General features: G+C 65.1%; 19 protein-coding genes and 1 tRNA gene. 16 read left to right on the top strand and 4 right to left on the bottom strand.

The genetic code is table 11. From position 1 onward, the window contains the following. Positions 1-20: 20 nt before the first annotated feature. Together LQ144_RS06295 and LQ144_RS06290 are read right to left on the bottom strand one after the other, a co-directional pair. Positions 21-734, bottom strand: coding sequence for a response regulator (locus LQ144_RS06295; RefSeq protein WP_230117712.1), 714 nt, complete (start codon positions 732-734; stop codon positions 21-23). Continuing rightward, entirely contained in the window at positions 731-2,383 is a 1,653-nt protein-coding gene (locus LQ144_RS06290; RefSeq protein ID WP_230117711.1) for a sensor histidine kinase, read from the bottom strand. The genes LQ144_RS06295 and LQ144_RS06290 overlap by 4 nt, the downstream gene beginning before the upstream one ends. A 139-nt stretch (positions 2,384-2,522) precedes the next feature. On the opposite strand from LQ144_RS06290, the gene LQ144_RS06285 reads away from it, so the two are divergent. The 10 genes from LQ144_RS06285 (at position 2,523) to LQ144_RS06240 (ending at position 12,248) form a co-directional block, all read left to right on the top strand. Further along, complete coding sequence (locus tag LQ144_RS06285) at positions 2,523-3,863, top strand: cation:dicarboxylase symporter family transporter (RefSeq protein WP_230117710.1); 1,341 nt, start codon at positions 2,523-2,525, stop codon at positions 3,861-3,863. A gap of 254 nt (positions 3,864-4,117) precedes the next feature. Next, positions 4,118-5,017 carry an AAA family ATPase gene (locus LQ144_RS06280; RefSeq protein WP_230117709.1) on the top strand — a complete coding sequence of 300 codons (900 nt, stop codon included), beginning with the start codon at positions 4,118-4,120 and terminating at the stop codon, positions 5,015-5,017. A gap of 5 nt (positions 5,018-5,022) precedes the next feature. Then, the gene (locus tag LQ144_RS06275) at positions 5,023-5,928 is read left to right on the top strand and encodes a ScpA family protein (RefSeq protein ID WP_230117708.1); all 906 of its coding nucleotides are present in this window, start codon (positions 5,023-5,025) and stop codon (positions 5,926-5,928) included. After that, positions 5,925-6,587 (top strand): SMC-Scp complex subunit ScpB, encoded by a 663-nt coding sequence (locus LQ144_RS06270; RefSeq protein ID WP_290369723.1) that lies wholly within the window; start codon positions 5,925-5,927, stop codon positions 6,585-6,587. The genes LQ144_RS06275 and LQ144_RS06270 overlap by 4 nt, the downstream gene beginning before the upstream one ends. Positions 6,588-6,694: 107 nt before the next feature. Next, positions 6,695-7,921 carry a pseudouridine synthase gene (locus LQ144_RS06265; RefSeq protein ID WP_230117707.1) on the top strand — a complete coding sequence of 409 codons (1,227 nt, stop codon included), beginning with the start codon at positions 6,695-6,697 and terminating at the stop codon, positions 7,919-7,921. A 3-nt stretch (positions 7,922-7,924) separates the two neighbouring features. Next, positions 7,925-9,034, top strand: a complete 1,110-nt coding sequence (locus LQ144_RS06260; RefSeq protein WP_230117706.1) for a prephenate dehydrogenase — start codon at positions 7,925-7,927, stop codon at positions 9,032-9,034. After that, the gene (gene cmk / locus LQ144_RS06255) at positions 9,034-9,747 is read left to right on the top strand and encodes a (d)CMP kinase (protein WP_230117705.1); all 714 of its coding nucleotides are present in this window, start codon (positions 9,034-9,036) and stop codon (positions 9,745-9,747) included. The genes LQ144_RS06260 and cmk overlap by 1 nt, the downstream gene beginning before the upstream one ends. After that, positions 9,740-10,471: a lysophospholipid acyltransferase family protein gene (locus tag LQ144_RS06250; RefSeq protein WP_230117704.1), complete on the top strand. Its 732-nt coding sequence runs from the start codon at positions 9,740-9,742 to the stop codon at positions 10,469-10,471. The genes cmk and LQ144_RS06250 overlap by 8 nt, the downstream gene beginning before the upstream one ends. Positions 10,472-10,481: 10 nt before the next feature. After that, positions 10,482-12,032 carry a ribosome biogenesis GTPase Der gene (gene der / locus LQ144_RS06245; RefSeq protein WP_230117703.1) on the top strand — a complete coding sequence of 517 codons (1,551 nt, stop codon included), beginning with the start codon at positions 10,482-10,484 and terminating at the stop codon, positions 12,030-12,032. Positions 12,033-12,171: 139 nt separating this feature from the next. Continuing rightward, positions 12,172-12,248: transfer RNA gene (locus LQ144_RS06240), tRNA-Pro, on the top strand. Between the two features lie 71 nt (positions 12,249-12,319). Here the strand turns inward: LQ144_RS06240 and LQ144_RS06235 are convergent. Continuing rightward, complete coding sequence (locus LQ144_RS06235) at positions 12,320-13,192, bottom strand: DNA-formamidopyrimidine glycosylase family protein (protein ID WP_230117702.1); 873 nt, start codon at positions 13,190-13,192, stop codon at positions 12,320-12,322. 141 nt (positions 13,193-13,333) lie between these two features. On the opposite strand from LQ144_RS06235, the gene gcvH reads away from it, so the two are divergent. From gcvH to LQ144_RS06210, 5 genes are all read left to right on the top strand, one after another. Next, positions 13,334-13,720 carry a glycine cleavage system protein GcvH gene (gene gcvH / locus LQ144_RS06230; RefSeq protein ID WP_230117701.1) on the top strand — a complete coding sequence of 129 codons (387 nt, stop codon included), beginning with the start codon at positions 13,334-13,336 and terminating at the stop codon, positions 13,718-13,720. A 133-nt stretch (positions 13,721-13,853) separates the two neighbouring features. Next, the gene (locus LQ144_RS06225; RefSeq protein ID WP_230117700.1) at positions 13,854-14,330 is read left to right on the top strand and encodes an FHA domain-containing protein; all 477 of its coding nucleotides are present in this window, start codon (positions 13,854-13,856) and stop codon (positions 14,328-14,330) included. 22 nt (positions 14,331-14,352) lie between these two features. Beyond that, entirely contained in the window at positions 14,353-15,069 is a 717-nt protein-coding gene (locus tag LQ144_RS06220) for a MerR family transcriptional regulator (protein WP_230117699.1), read from the top strand. Continuing rightward, entirely contained in the window at positions 15,069-15,572 is a 504-nt protein-coding gene (locus LQ144_RS06215) for a bifunctional nuclease family protein (RefSeq protein WP_230117698.1), read from the top strand. The genes LQ144_RS06220 and LQ144_RS06215 overlap by 1 nt, the downstream gene beginning before the upstream one ends. A 254-nt stretch (positions 15,573-15,826) precedes the next feature. Further along, positions 15,827-16,423, top strand: coding sequence for a MerR family transcriptional regulator (locus LQ144_RS06210; RefSeq protein ID WP_230117697.1), 597 nt, complete (start codon positions 15,827-15,829; stop codon positions 16,421-16,423). Between the two features lie 105 nt (positions 16,424-16,528). Here LQ144_RS06210 and LQ144_RS06205 read toward each other — a convergent pair whose 3' ends face one another. Then, positions 16,529-17,350, bottom strand: a complete 822-nt coding sequence (locus LQ144_RS06205) for a ParA family protein (protein WP_230117696.1) — start codon at positions 17,348-17,350, stop codon at positions 16,529-16,531. 305 nt (positions 17,351-17,655) lie between these two features. Here LQ144_RS06205 and LQ144_RS06200 point away from each other — a divergent pair, with 305 nt between their 5' ends. Beyond that, a complete protein-coding gene (locus LQ144_RS06200) occupies positions 17,656-21,051 on the top strand; it encodes a pyruvate carboxylase (RefSeq protein WP_230117695.1) in 3,396 nt (1,131 codons plus the stop codon). Positions 21,052-21,093: the final 42 nt, after the last annotated feature.

Genomic DNA, 21,093 nt, shown 5'->3' with positions numbered 1-21,093 from the left:
GCTTGTCGGAACCTGCTCCGTCAGGCGCGGGACCAGCGGTACTCGTTTTCCGGGCGGCCAGGCGCCCCGTACCGGGCCGTCCGGGAGACCGCGCCGGCGTCGGCGAGGTACTCCAGGTAGCGCCGGGCGGTGACCCGCGACATGCCGAGCGCCGCCATGACTTCGGTGGCCGAGACCGCCCCCGGCTGCTGCTTCATGAAGTCGCGGACGGCATCAAGGGTGGAGTGGGCCAGGCCCTTCGGAAGCGGCAACTCTGACGGCGCCCTGAGGCTCGCGAAGGCCTGGTCCACGTCGCTCTGGGATGCGCCCACTTTGGCCGAGCCGGATTCGGGCGAGGCCAACTGCTCGCGGAATTGCCGGTAGCTGTCCAGCTTGTCCGCGAAGGTGGCAAACGTGAATGGCTTGATGAGGTACTGCACCACCCCGATTGAGACGGCGCTGCGCACGATCGCGAGCTCCCGGACCGCGGTGATGGCGATGATGTCTGCGAAGTGGCCCGCAGAGCGCATGCGCCGGGCAATATCCAGGCCGTGGAGGTCCGGCAGGTTCATATCCAGCAGGACCAGCTCCACTTGGCTGCCGGCGGCCGCGAATTCCGTGAGCATCCGCAGCGCGGACTGTCCGTCCGGTGCCGTGCCCGCAAGACTGAACCCGGCAAGCCTGCCCACGTAGGCGGCGTGCGCCGCCGCTGCTACGGGTTCGTCCTCGACGACGAGGACTCGGATGTCTGTCACTCTTGCTCCTCCGGGAGACGTGGCGGGACGGCTGCTGGGAGCACGATATGGAAGCATGCGCCGCCGTTGGTGCCGCCGGCGTTGGTGATGGTCATCGTACCTGCAAGGCGCTGGACAGCCTGCTTGACCAGCGCCAGCCCGAGGCCCCGCCCGAAAGGCCCGGCCTTCTTCGTGCTGAATCCGTAGCGGAACACGTCGTCCACGGACTTCGGGTCGATGCCCTTGCCGGAGTCCTGGACGGTGATATCCAGTCCGCCGCTGCCCGAATCGACGGTCAGTGTCACGCGTTTCGGTGCCGGGGCGTCGGCGGCAGCGTCAATGGCGTTGTCCAGCAGGTTGCCCAGGACTGTGACGAGGTCCTGGACCGCCAGTCCGCCGGTGAGGGCCGGACCTGAGGCATCCACCACGAGCTCGACCCCCCGTTCATGGGCTTCCGCAGCCTTGCCCATCACTAAGGCGCTCAGCACCGGCTCCTGGACCGAACTGACCATGTCATCCGTCAACTGCTGGCTCAGCTCCAGGTCCTTCGTCGCGAACTCCAGTGCCTCACCTGTTCTGCCCAGTTCCAGCAGGGAAACCATGGTGTGCAGTCTGTTCGCGTGCTCATGGGTCTGCGCACGGAGCGCACCCGAGAGAGTCCGCATGCTCTCAAGCTCAGTGCCCAGGGACTCGATTTCCGTGCGGTCACGGATCGTGGCCACTGTTCCGAAGACCGCAGGGCGTTGCCGTCCGGCAGGGGAGTCCGGTCCCACAGCCGGACCCTGGTTCACGACGAGAACGCCGGAGTCCGTCAGGTGGATCTCGTCGAGGGCCGTGCGTCCCGAATCGAACAGGTTTTTCAGGCTCGGTGCCAGCGGGAGGTCCGCGAGGAACGGCGCGTCCGCCTGGTCGCCGCCGGATCCCCGCGGCGCCAGTCCCAGCAGCTCAGCAGCCTGGTCGTTGTACATCACCACCCTTCCCCTGGGGTCGATCAGGATGACGCCTTCGCGGACCGAATGGAGTACTGATTCGTAATACGCAAAGAGTTGGGCAAGTTGCTCCGGGCCCCAGCCGCGCGTTACGCGTCGAAGATAACGTCCGAGCAGCCAGGACGTCAGCGATCCGCCCAGCAGGAGGCCGCCGGCGATGACCAGCAAGGCCGGAATTCTGCCCGCCACCGCGACGTCAATGTTCCTTACGGTCACGCCGGCGGCGACCAGCGCCTTCACCGAGCCGCTGGCGTCCTTGACTGGCGCGATGGTTCGCACGGAGGGGCCAAGGGTTCCGGCCGTGATTTCCGTGAACACGCGCCCGTCGAGGGCTTCGGAGATCGAGCCGATATAGGGCTGGCCCAGCTCCTCGTCCAGGGGGTGCGTCCACCGGGTCCGGTCCGGCGCCATGATGGTGATGAAATCGGCGCGCGCGTCACCCATCACCCGGCGTGCATACGGCTGAAGCGTGGCCGAGGGGTCACTGGAGGCAGCGGCCTGGAGCACCAGCGGGTTGTCGGCAATGGAGACAGCCACGGCCGTCATCCGGCGTCCGGCCTCGTCGTAGGTGCGGTCACGGGCGTCCACGAAGGCGGCCGTGCCCACGATTGCCGTAAGCGCCAGCACGAACAACAGATTCGCGACGAACAGCCGCCTTGCAATGCTCCAACGGTGGATCACAACACCTCCTATGACCAATATGAACGCAACGGTGAGCCAGGTCACGCCATGCCCAATGATGGAAATCACAAAGGACCGACGCGAAGAGCCCAGAGGCTGAGCCGAAGCGTCTTCCAGATTATCCATAAGGAGAGACACCATGGCTTCTCAACGAGGAGAGTCGGCTGCGCCGGCCAAAGCCGCGCGCAAGGGACTCGACAAGTCCCACTACCTCTACATCGCCGTCATCGCCGCCGTCATCCTGGGCGCAGTCGTCGGACTGCTGTTCCCGGAGGTCGGCAAATCCCTGAAGCCGCTGGGTGACGGCTTCATCAAGCTCATCAAAATGATGATCGCCCCCATCATCTTCTGCACCATCGTGCTGGGCATCGGCTCCATCGCCAAGGCAGCCACTGTCGGCAAGGTGGGCGGCCTGGCCCTCGGCTACTTCGTGGTGATGTCCACATTCGCCCTGGCGATCGGCCTCGTGGTGGGCAACATCATCCACCCCGGTGAGGGACTGGAACTTGCCCCCTACGATCCCAACAAGAAGGCCGCAACGGACAGCACCGTGGACTTCCTGCTGGGCATCATTCCCAGTGACGTCCCCGTGCTTCCCACGCTGCTCGCCGCGATCCTCGTGGGCTTCGCCCTCCAGAAGATGGGCCCGCAGGGCGCCCCGATCCTCAAGGCAATCGGTCTCGGCCAGGCAGTTGTCTTCCGGATCCTGATAATGATCATGTGGCTCGCCCCGGTCGGCGCGTTCGGTGCCATCGCCGCAGTCGTCGGCGCCACGGGCTTCCAGGCCATCGTGAGCATGTTCACCCTCATGGTCGCCTTCTACATCACCTGCGCACTCTTCATCGTCGTGATCCTCGGCGGCCTGCTGCAGGTGGTGGCCGGGGTGAGCATTTTCAAGCTCATGAAGTACCTTGCACGTGAATATCTGCTGATCTTCTCCACCTCGTCCTCCGAGGCCGCGCTGCCCCGCCTGATCGCCAAGATGGAGCACTTGGGTGTCTCCAAGCCGGTTGTCGGCGTCACCGTGCCCACGGGCTACTCGTTCAACCTGGACGGCACCGCCATTTACCTGACCATGGCGTCACTGTTCGTGGCCAACGCGATGGGAACTCCGCTGGACCTGGGGTCCCAGATCTCGCTGCTGATCTTCATGATCATCGCTTCCAAGGGCGCAGCCGGCGTTACCGGTGCCGGCCTTGCCACGCTGGCCGCTGGTCTCCAGGCTCACAGGCCGGAACTCCTCGGCGGCGTCGGCATGATCGTGGGCATCGACCGGTTCATGTCCGAGGCCCGTGCCCTGACGAACTTCACTGGCAACGCCGTGGCGACCGTCCTGATCGGCACCTGGGTCAAGGAAATTGACGGCGAACAGGTGGACCGCGTGCTCTCCGGCGAGGAGCCGTTCAACGAGCAGACCATGATGGCCGACCACCATGGCATGTTGGAAACCCCGGCACAGGCTGTTCCGGCCAAGGCCTGACACAAACAATCCCGGCGCCGATGCGCCGGACCGCCGCCCGCACAGGCGTAGCCTGTGCGGGCGGTTCTCATTTGCCCGGGAGGCCGGGGGCGGGGCAACCTTCTACCTCAGGTACAAGGTAAAGGCTCAAGCGCCATCAAAAGTCAAGTTCCACGGAATGCCGTGTCGGGCGCTGTAGCCTTGGGTGGAAGAAGCATGGGCGCTCGACAGTCAGGCGCAGAAACATCACCGTCATCGAAAGTGTGGATAGATACGTGAGCAGCGAACAGGGTTCAGCAACTCTGGAAGGCACGGAACTCGACCTGGAAGACGCCGTGATGGGTCCCACAGGACGTCCCTACCGCGAATTTCCGGAGCCCGCGCCGCTGTCCTCCCATGGACCGGCCCGCGTGATTGCCATGGTCAACCAGAAGGGCGGCGTGGGCAAAACCACGTCCACCATCAACCTTGCGGCCGCGCTGGCAGAGTACGGCCGCCGCGTGCTGCTGGTGGACTTCGACCCCCAGGGCGCACTGTCCGCCGGGCTCGGCGTCAACCCGCATGAACTGGACCTCACCGTCTACAACGTCCTGATGGACCGGAAGGTGGACATCCGCGATGCCATCCACCAGACCGGCGTCGAGAACGTTGACCTTCTCCCGGCCAACATCGATCTGTCCGCTGCGGAGGTCCAGCTGGTCAACGAGGTCGCCCGCGAACAGGTCCTGGACCGCGCGCTGAAAAAGGTCGAGGACGACTACGACATCGTCCTGATCGACTGCCAGCCTTCCCTCGGCCTGCTCACGGTCAACGCCCTCACCGCCGCCCACGGCGTCATCATTCCCCTGATCTGCGAATTTTTTGCCCTCAGGGCCGTGGCGCTGCTCGTGGAAACCATCGACAAGGTCCAGGACCGCCTCAACCCGCGGCTGCAGGTGGACGGCGTGCTCGCCACCATGTACGACGCCCGCACCCTGCACAGCCGCGAAGTCATCACCCGCCTCGTGGAGGCCTTCGGGGACAAAGTCTTCGAAACCGTCATCAAGCGTTCCATCAAGTTCGCCGACGCCACGGTGGCCGCCGAACCGATTACAAGCTACGCCGGCAACCACATCGGTGCCGACGCCTACCGCCGCCTCGCCAAGGAACTTATCTCGCGCGGCGGCGCGCCCTAGCCTGGATGACGGCTGAGTCGGCAACGCCGCTCGCGCAGGGCGGCCAGCAGGCGGACGCGGACGACGGCGGGACCCCGCCGGAAGTGCGGAAGTCCGGCTTTGAAGTGCGGAAGTCCGGCTTTGAAGTGCGGCTGGCGAACTTCACCGGCCCCTTCGACCTCCTGCTTGCCCTGATCTCCAAGCATCAGCTCGACATCACCGAGGTGGCGCTTGCCACTGTGACCGATGAGTTCATCAAGTACATCCGGAACCTGCAGCAACTGGAGGAGGAGTGGGCCCTCGACGAGGCCAGCGAGTTCCTCGTCATCGCCGCCACACTCCTGGACCTGAAGGCCGCCCGGCTGCTCCCCGCGGGCGAAGTCGAGGACGATGAGGACATAGCGCTCCTGGAGGCCCGGGACCTGCTTTTTGCCCGGCTGCTGCAATACAAGGCGTTCAAGCAGGTGGCTGCGCTAATGGACACCACACTTGAGCTGGAGTCGCGTCGGTACCCGCGTCAGGTGGCGCTGGAAGAGCACTTTGCCGCCATGCTTCCGGAGCTTGTCTGGAAGTACACGCCGCAGCAGTTCGCCGCGCTTGCCGAAGCAGCCGTGAAACCAAAAACTCCTGAGCCGACCGAAGTGGGGCTGGCGCACCTCCACGGCAGTCCTGTCAGTGTCAGGGAACAGGCGGAGCTGATCGGGCTTCGCCTGCAGCAGGGAAAACCCCTGTCCTTCCGGGCGCTGATCGCGGATGCCGAGTCCACCCTCATGGTGGTTGCGCGGTTCCTGGCCCTGTTGGAACTCTTCCGGGACCAGGTAGTGGCCTTCAACCAGCTTGCCCCGCTCGGTGACCTGACCGTCCGCTGGACTGCGCCGGGCGCCGGGTGGAGCAGCGATCATCTGAGCGAAGAATATGAGGAACAGCCGTGAGGAACACCCACCAGGAACCTTCTCCCGACGACGGCCTTGACGTCTCCGGGCTTCCCGGTGGTGCCCGGTCTGCCCTGGAGGCCGTGCTCATGGTGCTGGACCAGCCCGCCTCAGCCACGGACCTGGCAGCCGGGCTGAACCTGACGGTGGATGCCGTCGAGCTGCTGCTGCTGGAACTGCAGCGCGAGTATGACGGCTATACTGTTAAAGCCCCGGATATGGAAATCGCCAGAGAAGCTGGCTTTACCTCCAGCCCCCGGGGCTTTGAATTGCGGAATGTTGCCGGTGGCTGGCGCATCTACTCACGGGCCGAATTCGCCGACATTGTCGGTGCCTTCGTCCTTGAGGGCCAGACAGCCAGGCTGACCCAGGCCGCGCTTGAAACGCTCGCCGTCATCGCCTACAGGCAACCCGTTTCCAGGGCCAGGGTGTCTGCAATTCGGGGAGTTAACGTTGACTCTGTCGTGCGGACGCTGACCCAGCGCGGACTGATCGAGGATTCCGGAACAGATCCGGAGTCGGGCGCCGTCCTGTACCGCACGACGTCGTATTTCCTTGAACGCATGGGAATCGGCTCGGTGGCTGAGTTGCCTCAGATTTCGCCGCACCTTCCGGGGCTGGAAGGAATCGAAGAGTTCTACGACGCCGGAAGAATGTAGGCCATCGGGCCTGCGCGACAGTATTTATAGGGGCAGATTTAATCTGCACGGCTGGCTAGTGTTGTCCTTGGACAACCGTTGCCGGTCAACACAACGAAGGACGGGTCATGACACAGGCGGGACGCCAGGGTTCACCACGTAACAGTTCAGGACGTAAAGGTCCGGAACGCAATTCAGCGCGCGGCGCAGGGCAGGCCGGCCCTGCAGGCCAGCGCGGCGCAGGCTTCGGCTCAGGGCAGCGCGATTTTTCCAAGGGCGGAGACCGGCCGTTCGGCGACCGTCCGCACAAGGCGCCGAAGCCCCGCGAGGAGCGCTTCGTCGATCCAGACGAGGCACCCGCCGGTCAGGCTGCCCGGCCGGCCACCGGGGACTGGAAGTCCGGCGCCAAGTCATCGGCCCGCAAGCCCGGAGCTCGCAAGCCCGGGGCAGGAAAGACGCCCGGCACTCCCGGCGCGCTCAAGCCCAAGCCGCGGTCCGCTGCAGCCAAGACCTTCGGTACGCGGGCGTTCGGCGGCGAACGGTTCGGCCAGAACCTCGGCGCCGTCCGCAAACCTTCGCGCAAGCGCGGCCCCAGCGGCCCCGTGCCGCAGTCCGAACTGCACGACTCCGACGGCGTCCGCCTGCAGAAGGTCATGGCCCAGGCCGGGGTGGCTTCGCGGCGCGTGTGCGAAGAGATGATCGCCGAGGGCCGTGTCGAAGTCGACGGCCAGGTCGTCACTGAACTCGGTGTCCGCGTCGATCCGACGACCGCCGTGATCCACGTTGACGGCCTCCGCATCCAGCTGGACGAAGACATGGTCTACATGGTGTTCAACAAGCCCAAGGGTGTCGTCTCCACCATGGAGGATCCCGACGGCCGCCCGTGCATCAGCGACTTTGTCCGCAACACCCACGGCGAACGGCTCTTCCACGTTGGACGTCTCGACGTCGCCACCGAAGGGCTGCTGCTGCTGACAAACGACGGCGAACTCGCCAACCGCCTGACGCACCCGTCGTATGAGGTCCCCAAGACATACCTCGTCCAGGTCCGCGGCCCGTTCCCGCAGGGGATCGGCGCACAGCTGAAGGCCGGTGTGGAACTCGAAGACGGATTCGCCTCCGTTGATTCCTTCAAGCTGGTCGACTCCACTCCGGGCCACGTGCTGATCGAAGTGGTGCTGCACTCAGGCAAGAACCGGATTGTGCGCAGGCTTTTCGACGCCGTCGGATTCCCCGTGCTGCGCCTGGTGCGTGTCAAGGTTGGACCGATCGGGCTGGGCGACCAGCGCCAGGGAAGCATCCGCAACCTCGGCAAGCAGGAAGTCGGCCACCTGCTGGCATCCGTAGGGCTCTAGGGCATGTCGGCATTCCGTACTCACGGCCGAGGGCACCTGAACGGCCCGGTCGTTGTCATCGGCACGGGCCTGCTCGGCACGAGTATCGGCCTGGGCCTTCGTGGCCGCGGCGTGGCCGTTTACCTGTCTGACCCATCGCCCACCAACCAGGCCGTCGCCGTGGACATCGGCGCCGGGCTGCCCCTGGCAGCGCTGGGCGGGGAGCAGCCTGAGCTGGTTGTGGTGGCTTCCCCGCCGGACGTGACAGCGGACGTCGTGGAACGTGCGCTGTCCGACTACCCGGATGCCACCGTGCTGGACATTGCCAGCGTCAAGGCCGGCATCCAGGGCGAGTTGCGCCGCCGCGGCGTGGACCTGGGCCGCTATGTCGGCACCCATCCCATGGCCGGACGCGAAAAGTCCGGGCCAGTTGCTGCCCGCGGCGAGCTCTTCACGTCCATGCCGTGGGTGCTCTGCCCGGCTGAGGAAACGTCAGCCCCGGCGCTGCAGGCAGCACGGGCCCTGGCCGTTGACCTCGGCGCCGTCGTGTCCCAGTTCACGGCCGAGGAACACGACGAAGCCGTAGCACTGGTATCGCACCTGCCACAAGTGATGTCATCCCTGCTGGCCAGCAGGCTGCAGGGCACGCCGCTGCATGCGCTGTCGCTGGCCGGTAACGGCCTCCGCGATACGACCCGGATTGCTGCCAGCGACCCCACACTGTGGGTCCAGATTCTTGGGTTCAACGCGGGCAAGGTTGTGGAGATCCTGCACAGCGTCCGGGAAGACCTGAACAGGCTCATCGGCACGCTGGAGGATCCGGAAGCCCCGGGTGCCCGCCTCGACCTTGCCCAGCTGATCAGTGAAGGCAACGCCGGCCAGTCAAGGATCCCGGGCAAGCACGGCGGTCCGGCGCAGGCATACTCGTGGCTGACCGTGCTGGTGGATGACCGGCCCGGGCAGATCGCCCGGCTGCTGACAGAAATCGGAGAGATCGGCGTCAACGTCGAGGACCTCCGCCTGGACCACTCATCCGGACAGAATGTCGGCATGGTGGAGCTGTCCGTGCTGCCCAACAGGCACGACCTCCTCATTGAGGCCCTCAACGACCGTGGATGGCGGGTACTGCAGTGATGACACAGGAACTTATCGACACGTTGCCTGCCCTCCGGCTCGGTCGGCCGCTCGTGGTGGCCATCGACGGTCCTTCGGGCTCCGGGAAGTCCAGCGTCAGCAAGGAAGTGGCCCGCCGCCTCAGCCTCGCCTACCTCGACACTGGCGCCATGTACCGTGCCCTGACCTGGTTCTGCCTCGACCGCGGAACCGACCTTACTGACGCCTCTGCCGTGGAGCTTGCCGCCGAAGAGCTGCCGCTCGACATCAGCACCACACCGCATGAAGAGTATGTGCGGGTGGCCGGCACCGATGTCACCGAAGCAATCCGGGAACCTGCGATCTCGTCGGCTGTCAGCGCCGTGGCCACCACCCTCGGAGCCCGGACGGAACTGATCCGCCGGCAGCGTGCGCTGATCGAAAAGCACCACCGCCGCATGGTGGTGGAAGGCAGGGACATCACCACCGTCGTCGTGCCCGGCGCCCAGGTGCGCATGCTGCTCACCGCCAGTGAAGAGGCGCGCCTGCGGCGGCGGGGAATCCAGCTGGGCGGCACCCAAAGCGCGGAAGAACTGGCAGCACAGGTGACCCAACGGGACGCCAAGGATTCGACAGTGGTGAACTTCACCCAGGCGGCGGATGGCGTGGTCACTCTCGATTCGTCCGAGTTGGACTTCGAGGAGACCGTAACCGCGGCACTGCGGATCGTCACCAAGGTCATCAATCATGAGTAACGCCGCGCAGGGCGCCGTCAGCATTCCGGCCCGCTGGACCACAGGCTGGAGCCGCGCCGTGGGCTGGCTGCTGGACCACGCTGTCTACCGGACCACCGTCACCGGCCGCTCCAACGTTCCGGTCCAGGGCCCGGTGATATTCGCCGGCAACCACATCAGCTTCCTGGACGGCCCCGTCATGTTCGGAGCTTCTCCGCGCGCCATGCACATCCTCGTCAAACAGGAGATGTTCAAGGGATTCCTGGGACGGGTGCTGCGGGCTTCGGGCCAGCTTCCCGTGGACCGCTCCGGTGACCGGGCCGCACTGCAGCTCAGCAAGGCAGTGCTCGACGCCGGCCGTTGCGTCGGGATCCTGCCCGAAGGCACCCGGGGGAGCGGCAAGGCTACCGGCATCAGCAACGGAGTGGCCTGGCTCGCCCTGAACTCGGAGGCAACGGTGGTCCCGGTGGCCATCCTGGGCACGAGGCAGGGCGGCGAGCACCTGGATACCATTCCACGCCCCGGCCGCAGGCTGCACGTCAGCTTTGGTGCGGCCATCGCCGTCAGCCGGAACCCCGGCGAGACGGGCCGTGCTTCAATGGACAGGGCGGGAATGGAAATCCGCGCTGCGCTGGCGAAACACGTCCAAGACACCATACAGACAAGCGGGCAGGCTTTGCCCGACGCGGATTTCCCGCAAGAACGTTCCAACGCAGTAGCCGGGTTGCCGGCAGATCACCACTAAGGAAAGTGCAATGAGCGATACGACTCAAACTTCCGGCCGCTCCGGCGCCGGCGAAGACGAATACACGCCCACCGGCACCGACCAGGTGGCTGAGCATCTTGCCGCCCTGGACGATGATGAGGCAGAGCTCCGCGCGGCCTCGCTCCGTGCCGGGCTGGACGACTACGAACTCGACGAGGAAGACGCCGCCCTCCTGAGCGGACGCTATGACGACGAGGACCTTGAAGGTCCGGTCAAGCTGGATCCCGTTCTGGCGATCATTGGCCGCCCGAACGTGGGAAAGTCCACGCTCGTGAACCGTATCCTGGGCCGCCGCGAGGCCGTCGTGGAGGATACCCCTGGCGTGACCCGCGACCGCGTGATGTACGCCGCCCACTGGAACGGCCGTAACTTCACCGTGGTGGACACCGGCGGCTGGGAGCACGATGCCCGCGGCATCCACGCCCGGGTGGCGGAACAGGCCGAAATGGCCGTGGAGTTGGCCGACGCCGTGCTGTTCGTGGTTGACTCCGCCGTGGGCGCGACTGCCACGGATGAGGGCGTCATGAAGATGCTGCGCAGGAGCAAGAAGCCGGTCATCATGGTGGCCAACAAGGTTGATGACTTTGCCCAGGAGGCAGACTCAGCCACGCTGTGGGGGCTCGGCTTCGGCGAGCCGTACCCTGTCTCGGCCCTCCACGGCCGCGGCGTTGCTGACCTCCTTGACCACGTCATGGACACGCTTCCGGAATTCTCTACCATCGAGGGCCTGGAACGCTCCGGGGGCCCGCGCCGCGTGGCTTTGATCGGCCGGCCCAATGTTGGCAAGTCCTCCCTGCTCAACAAGCTCGCAGGATCCGAGCGCGTGGTGGTGGACAACACCGCCGGCACCACCCGTGACCCGGTGGATGAATTCATCGAACTGGGCGACCGGACGTGGCGTTTCGTCGATACCGCCGGTATCCGGCGGCGCCAGCACATGGCTCAGGGCGCCGACTTCTACGCCTCCCTGCGTACGCAGAGCGCGCTCGAAAAGGCGGAGGTCGCCGTCGTGCTTCTGGCCGTTGACGAGGTGCTGAGCGAGCAGGATGTGCGCATCCTCCAGCTGGCCATCGAATCCGGACGTGCGCTGGTGCTCGCGTTCAACAAGTGGGACCTGCTGGACGACGAACGGCGCCGCTACCTGGAGCGTGAAATCGAGCAGGACCTGGCCCATGTTGAGTGGGCTCCGCGCGTCAACATCTCGGCCAAGACCGGCTGGCACAAGGACCGCCTTGTGCCCGCGCTGGATCTGGCGCTCGAGAACTGGGACAAGCGGATCCCCACCGGGCGGCTCAATGCCTTCCTGGGCGAACTTGTGGCCGCGCACCCGCACCCCGTCCGCGGCGGCAAACAGCCAAGGATCCTCTTCGGCACCCAGGCCTCCAGCCGCCCGCCGAAGTTCGTCCTGTTCACCACAGGCTTCCTGGATCCGGGCTACCGCCGGTTCATCACCCGCCGGCTGCGCGAAACGTTCGGATTCGAGGGCACGCCCATCGAAGTGAACATGCGTGTTCGCGAAAAACGGGGCAAGAAGCGTTAATTAGGACACACCGGGCCCGTGGCGGGTGAAAATGTCACGGGCACCCTCCGGAATCGTGTAAGCTTTTGGAGGTGGTTCGGCCGGACTGCTTAGGTGAAATTCTTCTGAATATCACTGAAGCGGAGAACGGCAGGACTGACGGGCTGTAGCGCAGCTTGGTAGCGCACTTGACTGGGGGTCAAGGGGTCGCAGGTTCAAATCCTGTCAGCCCGACCAAAGCAAAACCCCGCCAACCTTCCGGGTGGCGGGGTTTTTCGTTGTCCGAAGATGGCCTACTTGAAAGCCCCCTATTTCAGCAAGCGGGACAGCCTGCGGTCGGCCAGGATCTTGCCGCTGGTCTGGCAGGTGGGACAGTACTGGAGCGCGGTATCCGCGAAGGAGACTTCACGCACGGTGTCGCCGCAGACGGGGCACGGGAGCCCGGTGCGCCCGTGTACGCGCATGGCGCCGCGCTTGGCATCCTTAAGGTCTGCCGGCGCCTTTCCCAGTGCCTCTTTCACGGCCGCCCCCAGGACGCTGTGGATGGAGTCATAGAGGATCCGGACGCTGTCCTGGTGCAGGGCGTTGGCCATGGCGAAAGGGGAGATCTTTGCAGCGTGGAGGATCTCGTCGCTGTAGGCGTTTCCGATTCCGGCCATCACGCTCTGGCTTCGGAGCACGCCCTTGATCTGGTGCGGACTGGACGCGAGTATCTCCGCGAACTGTCCGAGGCTGAACCCAGGGTCCAGCGGATCGGGTCCGAGTGCGGCGATGCCCGGAACATCGAGGGGATCCGCCACCACATAGACGGCAAGGCTCTTTTTGGTGCCCGCTTCCGTCAGATCGACTCCGATGTGCTGTTGGTCCGCTCCTTCGAAGCCCAGCCTGGCAGCAATGGGCCCCTTACCCGGACGGAGCGGCGCTGATGACGGTGATTCCGTATAGCGGACCCAGCCGGCCCGGGCGAGATGGAAAACGAGGTGCAGGCCCTCGGCGTCCAGGCTGATGAATTTTCCGAAGCGCCGGACTCCCGTCACGGTGCGGCCCTCGAGGGCGGTGTAGGGCGGATCAGCCGTCTTTAACACGGCCACGGAGAGGACTTGGAGCTTCATCAGCACTGTGCCGTGCAAATGTGTGCCGAGGAAACTGCTCAGGCCGGCCACTTCGGGTAGTTCTGGCATGCCCCCACTGTGGCACACCCGTGCGGCGCTGTCAGTGCCCCGGAGCCGTCTGCGGCCGGGCAGGTATGCCTATACTTTCAGCGGTGGCTTGTTCCTTACGCCTCCGTTGACATTGGTGATTGACCCGATGAAAGGCCCCTGATGAGCAACATTCCCTCTGATCTGTCCTACACCGCCGAACATGAGTGGGTGTCCGTGCCGAACGCCGATGGCGTGGTCCGGGTGGGGATCACTGACTTCGCCCAGGACGCGCTCGGGGACGTCGTCTACGCGCAGATGCCGGAGGTCGGAACCACCGTCACCGCGAACGACGTCGTGGGTGAGGTCGAGTCCACCAAGAGCGTCAGCGATATCTACGCCCCGGTGTCCGGTGAAATCGTGGCCCGCAACGAAGCCCTGGACACTGATTCAGCCCTCATTAACTCCGATCCCTACGGCGACGGCTGGCTCATCGAGGTCAAGCTGGCGGAAGCGGATGCAGTGGACTCCCTGCTCAGTGCATCGGAGTACGAACAACAGGTAGGCTAAAGCTAACCGTTCGCGCTGACGGGCCATTGGATTCCAGTGGCCCGGACAGCGGGCGGAAACCGGATCTGCCAGGCATTTCCGGACGGTATGCGTTGATTGCAGGGGGACATCTGCAACGAAGGAGGAGAAATCCATGGTTGGCGGCGAACAGAACCACACCAACGGTGATTACGGCACGGGCGTGGGCAGGGCTTCGGAGACAACCTCGATCAACCTCACTCCAGTTCACGATGAGCCGACCATCGTACCCAAGCTTTCGCCGGAGGAACGGGCTGCTGTTGAAGCGCTGCCCTCCGGTTCCGCACTGCTGGTCGCACACAGCGGGCCCAACTCGGGCGCCCGTTTCCTGCTTGACTCCGACGTCACCACAGCCGGGCGGCACCCGGACGCAGACATCTTCCTCGACGATGTCACTGTCTCCCGCCGCCACGTTGAATTCCGCCGCACGGCACGCAGCTTCGAAGTTGTGGACACCGGCAGCCTTAACGGCACGTACGTCAACCACGACCGCGTGGACAGCGTGGAACTGAAGTCCGGAAACGAAGTCCAGATCGGCAAATTCCGACTCACCTTCTACTTGAGCCCTGCCCGCGCAGCAGGACGCGTCTGATTCGGAGCGGCTGCCTGTGGCAATGGCACAACCGGAGCGCCGCGGACCCCTGGTCCTGAACATCGGGGAGGTCCTCGCTCAGCTGAGCGACGACTTCCCCAGCATGACGGCGTCGAAAATCAGGTTCCTTGAGGAAAAAGGACTCATCAATCCCCGGCGCACGCCGGCAGGCTACCGGCAGTACTCCGACGGCGACGTCGAGCGGCTGCGGTTCGTCCTGTCCCTCCAGCGTGACCAATACCTGCCGCTGAAGGTGATCAAGGACTACCTTGACGCCATTGACCGCGGGGAACGGCCGGAGAACCTCCCGCCAGGAGTGACTGTCTCTCCACGGATCGTCTCCGACGAGCTCGCGGCAGAGCTGCAAAACAGGGCCCGCAAGCTCAGCGAGGAACAACTGCGCGCCGAGTCCGGGGCAAGCGTCCCGCTGCTGCAGTCTCTGCTGAGTTACGGGCTGATCGGCCACACCAACGGCAAGTTTGACGAACACGCATTGCAGGTCGCGCGCGCCTGCGTCCAGCTCGAAGGTCACGGGCTTGAGCCCCGGCACCTGCGTCCCTTCCAGGCTGCGGCCGAGCGCGAATTCGGCCTGGTGGAACGGGCTGTTGCCACGCTGACGTCACGCAAGGACGCCGCCTCGCAGGCGCGGGCCGCAGAGGCGGCCCGTGAAATCAGCGACCTCTGCCTGACCCTGCACCGGGCTCTGGTCCAGGACCGTATTTCACGGATGGAGATCTGATGATCGAAGTCGAGATTGTGGGCGTCCGGATCGAGCTGCCCTCCAACCAGCCCCTTGTGCTTCTCCGGGAGATCCACGGGGAACGCCATGTACCCATCTGGATCGGGACACCGGAAGCCAGCGCGATCGCCCTGGCACAGCAGGGCGTGGTGCCGCCCCGGCCCATGACCCACGACCTCCTAGTGGACGTGGTGGAGACGCTCGGGCACTCCGTGGTCAGCGTCAATATCGTGGCGGTGGAAGACAACATCTTCTACGGGCAGCTCCAGTTTGAGAATGGCGCGACCGTCAGTTCACGGGCCTCGGATGCGCTGGCCATTGCGCTGCGCGCCAAATGCCGGATCTGGTGTGCGGATTCGGTGATGGACGAGGCCGGGGTGAGAATCACCGAACACGACGAAGGTGAGGACACCGAGCCCGGTCCCACCGTGGATGAAGAACGTGAACTGCGCAGGTTCAGGGAGTTCCTGGACGACGTGGAACCGGAAGACTTCGACGGCTAAGGTCACGTTAAGGTTAAAGTTGAGGGTGAAACTTTCGACACGCCCCGTGAATGACCCGAACGTCTTTGACCTTGGGCCGCGGCGGGCCTAACGTCGAAGGTACCAAGTTCCCATTGCATACAACAGCCGCGCAAGTCACACTGGAAAGTGCTACTCCGGCCAAATTACATGCGTGAGTTTTCATTCTGATCCTCATGCCTGTAGGAGCTGTTGCAGCAACTTCCTCAAGGGAGCTCATGACAAGGAGGATCCACGTGAGTCCGAAAGGCGAAGCAGGCGAGCTGAAGCAGCCCTCGACGGCCGGCGTAGCTGTGCCTGCAAGCGGTGCTCAGGGCCTTCTCTTCACTGAGGACCTCCCCGTCCTTGACGAGGACGCCGGCTATCGTGGCCCCACAGCCTGCAAGGCGGCAGGCATAACGTACCGGCAGTTGGACTACTGGGCCCGGACGGGCCTGGTCGAACCCGCTGTACGCGGCGCCGCGGGCTCAGGATCTCAGCGCTTGTACGGCTTCCGCGACATCCTTGTCCTGAAGGTGGTTAAGCGCCTCCTGGATACAGGTGTGTCGCTCCAGCAAATCCGCTCCGCAGTGGAGCACCTGCGGGAGCGCGGCGTCGAGGACCTGGCGCAGATCACCCTCATGAGCGACGGTGCCAGCGTTTATGAATGCACCTCCGCAGACGAGGTGATCGACCTCGTCCAGGGCGGTCAGGGCGTGTTTGGCATTGCCGTGGGGCGGGTCTGGCGTGAGGTTGAAGGCAGCCTGGCCTCCCTGCCCAGTGAGCACGCGAGCGACCAGACCTTTCCGGACGACGAACTGAGCAAGCGCCGCGCAGCCCGCAAGATCGGCTAGGGCCACACGGCGCAGCCGGCGCCCGCCCTTCAAAGCTTCAAATGAGCGAAGGCCGCCTCCCCGACGGGGAGGCGGCCTTCGCCCATTTTGCGTCGCTCGCGCTCCCTAGCGGCTGCTGCGGCTGCGGCTTCCCCTGCCGGCCGACATCAGGTTGCCGAGGAGCGCATCAAAAAGTCCCGCAGTGGATTTGGCGGAGTCGCCGGGCCAATGATGGACGGAATGCGCTGCGCCCTGGATCTGCTGCCAGTTGGCCTGTTCCGGAATGTGGGGTGTCAGCAGGAGGTCGCCGAACATCGACTGCATTTCGGCCAGGCGGAACGCGTGTTCGGACGATCCGGAGCGCACGCGGTTGGCGACGATCCCCGCGGGAGAAAGGTTGGGCGCGAATTCCTGCCGGAACAGCTGAATGGCGCGCATGGTGCGCTCGGTCCCTGCCACGGAGAACAGGCCCGGTTCGGCCACCAGGGCAACCTTGGTGCTCGCGGACCAGGCCATCCGCGTCAGACCGTTCAGGGACGGCGGGCAATCCACCAGAACCAGCTCGTATTTATCTGCGCCCGCCAGGACGGCGGACAGCCTGCGGAGATCCCTTTTGCCAAGGTCCGGACGGTCGTAGATCCCTGTGTAGGCGGACCCCACGGCCACGTCCAGGACGGCAGGGCCGGAACCGTTGCTTCCCGCCCGTCCGGTCCAGCCGCTGGCAACAACGTTGTCAGGAAGCTTGGCCTTCCGCGGATTCCTGAGCATCCTGCCGATGTCCAGCCTGTCGCTCGGCTGCACTCCCAGGGCGGTACTCGCGTCGGCATGGGGATCCAGGTCCACTACTAGTGTCGGAATTCCGGCGGCCAGTGCCGCAGACGCCAATCCGGTCGTGACGGATGTCTTGCCGACACCGCCTTTGAGGCTGCTGATGCTGACTACTTGCACTTGAAAAACCAATACCTAACGCCGGTTGCCGTGTTGGGGTAGTTTCCGCTCCGGCACTGCCGGAACCGGGGACAGGCTTCCGCCGCCCCATTCATCATATGTTGACCCGGCGCCTAAACCCTTCTTATCCGGCCCGGGCATGGCTCCGCGAAAGACGCTTTCGGGGCCATGCAGGGGACGGAGTGATTGTGGCACCGACATGACGGATAATTCTGTGATGGTAGACACAATGATTTGTGTTTCAATGCACGCGTCTTACACACTGTGACCACTTACCGATACACCCGCAATGATGCAGGAGAAGTATGTTTTCCAAGATTCTGGTGGCCAACCGCGGCGAAATCGCTATCCGCGCTTTCCGCGCCGGCTACGAGCTGGGCGCCAAGACCGTTGCCGTGTTCCCCAACGAGGACCGTAACTCGATTCACCGCCAGAAGGCCGATGAGGCATATCTGATCGGTGAAGAGGGCCACCCCGTCCGCGCGTACCTGGACGTTGATGAGGTGGTGCGGGTAGCCAAGGAGTCCGGAGCCGATGCCATCTACCCCGGCTATGGCTTCCTGTCCGAAAACCCCGACCTTGCCCGGGCCGCGAAAGCTGCCGGCATCACCTTCGTCGGCCCGCCGGCAGAGGTCCTGGAACTCGCCGGCAACAAGGTATCCGCGCTGGAAGCGGCCCGCAAGGCCGGTGTTCCGGTTCTCAACTCGAGCGCGCCGTCCAAGGACCTTGACGAACTGATCGCCGCCGCCGACGAAATCGGCTTCCCGATCTTCGCCAAGGCCGTGGCCGGAGGCGGCGGGCGCGGTATGCGCCGGGTGGACACCCGCGAGGCGCTCCCGGAGGCCCTGCAGGCCGCCATGCGCGAGGCCGATGCGGCCTTCGGCGATCCCACCATGTTCCTCGAGCAGGCGGTGCTCCGTCCGCGCCACATCGAAGTGCAGATCCTGGCCGACGCCGAGGGCAACGTCATGCACCTCTTTGAGCGTGACTGTTCCATCCAGCGGCGCCACCAGAAGGTCGTCGAGATCGCACCGGCCCCCAACCTCGATGAAGGCATCCGGCAGGCGCTCTACCGCGACGCGGTCAAGTTCGCCAAGGCGCTCAACTACGTCAACGCAGGAACCGTCGAGTTCCTGGTGGACACCGTCGGTGAGCGCGCCGGACAGCACGTGTTCATTGAAATGAACCCGCGGATCCAGGTGGAGCACACGGTCACCGAAGAGGTCACCGACGTCGACCTGGTCCAGGCCCAGCTCCGCATCGCGTCTGGAGAAACCCTGGCCGACCTGGGCCTGTCCCAGGAAACAGTGTTCCTCAAGGGCGCAGCACTCCAGTGCCGCATTACCACCGAGGACCCTGCCAACGGCTTTCGTCCCGACGTCGGAAAGATCACCGGCTACCGCTCCGCCGGCGGCGCCGGCGTACGGCTCGACGGCGGCACCGTCTACTCCGGTGCCGAAATCAGCCCCCACTTCGATTCGATGCTCGTTAAGCTCACCTGCCGCGGCAGGGACTACCCGGCAGCGGTCGCAAGGGCGCGCCGTGCCCTCGCGGAGTTCCGCATCCGTGGCGTATCCACGAACATCTCTTTCCTGCAGGCCGTGCTGGACGACGCCGACTTCATCGCCGGCAACGTGGCCACCTCATTCATTGACGAGCGTCCGGAGCTTCTAAAAGCCCGGGTCTCCGCCGACCGGGGCACCAAGCTGCTGACATGGCTGGCCGAGGTGACCGTCAACAAGCCCAACGGCGAGCTCAAGGTCCATTCCGATCCCGCCGACAAGCTGCCCGCCGTGGCCGGCCCCGATCTGCAGCCAGGTTCACGCCAGCGGTTGCAGGAGCTCGGCCCGGAAGGGTTCGCCCGGGCACTGCGTGAGCAAGCGGCCGTGGCAGTTACCGACACCACCTTCCGTGATGCCCACCAGTCGCTGTTGGCCACCCGCGTCCGCACGCGAGACCTTGTTGCCGCCGGACCTGCGGTGTCCGGACTGCTTCCCGGGCTGTTGTCCGTCGAAGCGTGGGGCGGCGCAACCTATGACGTGGCCCTGCGCTTCCTGGGTGAGGACCCCTGGGACCGTCTCGCCGCACTCCGGAAAGCCCTGCCGAACATCTGCCTGCAGATGCTGCTCCGCGGCCGGAACACCGTGGGATACACGCCGTACCCCGAAGAGGTCACGGAGGCCTTCGTCAACGAAGCTGCCGCCACCGGCATCGACATTTTCCGGATCTTCGACGCCCTCAACGACGTCAACCAGATGGCGCCGGCCATCCGCGCCGTCCGGGCCACCGGAACAGCGGTCGCCGAAGTCGCGCTTTGCTACACGGGCGACATGCTTGACCCGGAGGAAAAGCTCTACACGCTGGACTACTACCTGGAGCTGGCGCAGAAGATCGTGGACGCCGGCGCCCATATCCTCGCAATCAAGGACATGGCGGGACTGCTGCGTCCTGCTGCTGCAGCCAAGCTGGTCCGCGCCCTGCGTGAAAAGTTCGACCTCCCGGTCCACCTGCACACCCACGACACCGCCGGCGGACAGCTGGCCACCCTCCTCGCCGCCGTTGACGCAGGCGTCGATGCCGTGGACGTTGCGTCGGCTTCGCTCGCTGGGACAACCAGCCAGCCGTCAGCCTCCGCACTGGTCGCGGCACTGGCGCACACCGAGCGGGACACTGGCCTGAGCCTCGCCAATGTCAGTTCGCTGGAGCCCTACTGGGAAGCAGTACGCCGGGTCTACGCTCCCTTCGAGTCCGGACTCCCGGGCCCGACAGGCCGCGTGTACCAACACGAGATCCCGGGCGGGCAGCTCTCCAACCTGCGGCAGCAGGCCATGGCACTGGGCCTGGGCGAACGCTTCGAGGCGATCGAAGACATGTACACCGCTGCGGACCGCATTCTGGGGCGCCTCGTGAAGGTCACGCCGTCCTCCAAGGTGGTTGGCGACCTCGCCCTTCACCTCGTTGGGCTTAACGCCGACCCGGCAGACTTCAACGAGAACCCGCAGAACTACGACATCCCGGACTCGGTCATCGGCTTCCTCTCCGGCGAGCTGGGTGATCCTCCGGGAGGCTGGCCCGAACCGTTCCGCACCAAGGCACTGCAGGGCAGGAGCATCAAGGTCCGTGATGCCGAGCTCAGCGCCGAGGACAGCGCCGCGCTTCGCGGGGACTCGAAGACCCGGCAGCGAACCCTGAACCGGCTTCTCTTTGCCGGCCCCACCAAGGACTACGAGAAGAGCGTGGAAACGTACGGCAACGTTTCGGTCCTGGACACCCGCGACTACCTCTACGGCCTGCAGCGCGGCGCGGAGCACGTCATCGAGCTGGAGAAGGGCGTCCGCCTCATCGCTTCGCTGGAAGCCGTGTCGGAACCCGACGAGAAGGGCATGCGCTCGGTCATGTGCACGCTCAACGGCCAGTCCCGGCCCGTCCTGGTGCGCGACACGTCCGTGGTCAGCAACGTGAAGGCTGCGGAGAAGGCCGATCCTGCCCAGCCGGGGCACGTCGCCGCCCCGTTCGCGGGAGCCGTGACGGTCACCGTCAAGGCCGGCGACACCGTCAATGCCGGCGACACTGTTGCCACCATCGAGGCCATGAAGATGGAGGCGTCAATCACGACGCCGGTGGGCGGCAAAGTCACGCGGCTGGCGATTTCCGCTGTGGAACAGGTCCAGGGCGGAGACCTGCTGCTCGTCGTTGAGTAACTGCGGGCGGTAGCGCCGGGCACAGCCCGGCGCTACCGCTGC

This window comes from Arthrobacter sp. Bi83, assembly GCF_918698095.1.
In the GTDB taxonomy this organism is placed as follows: domain Bacteria; phylum Actinomycetota; class Actinomycetes; order Actinomycetales; family Micrococcaceae; genus Arthrobacter.
Note: the sequence above shows the minus strand (reverse complement) of the source record. Positions and strands in the feature narration are given on the sequence as shown.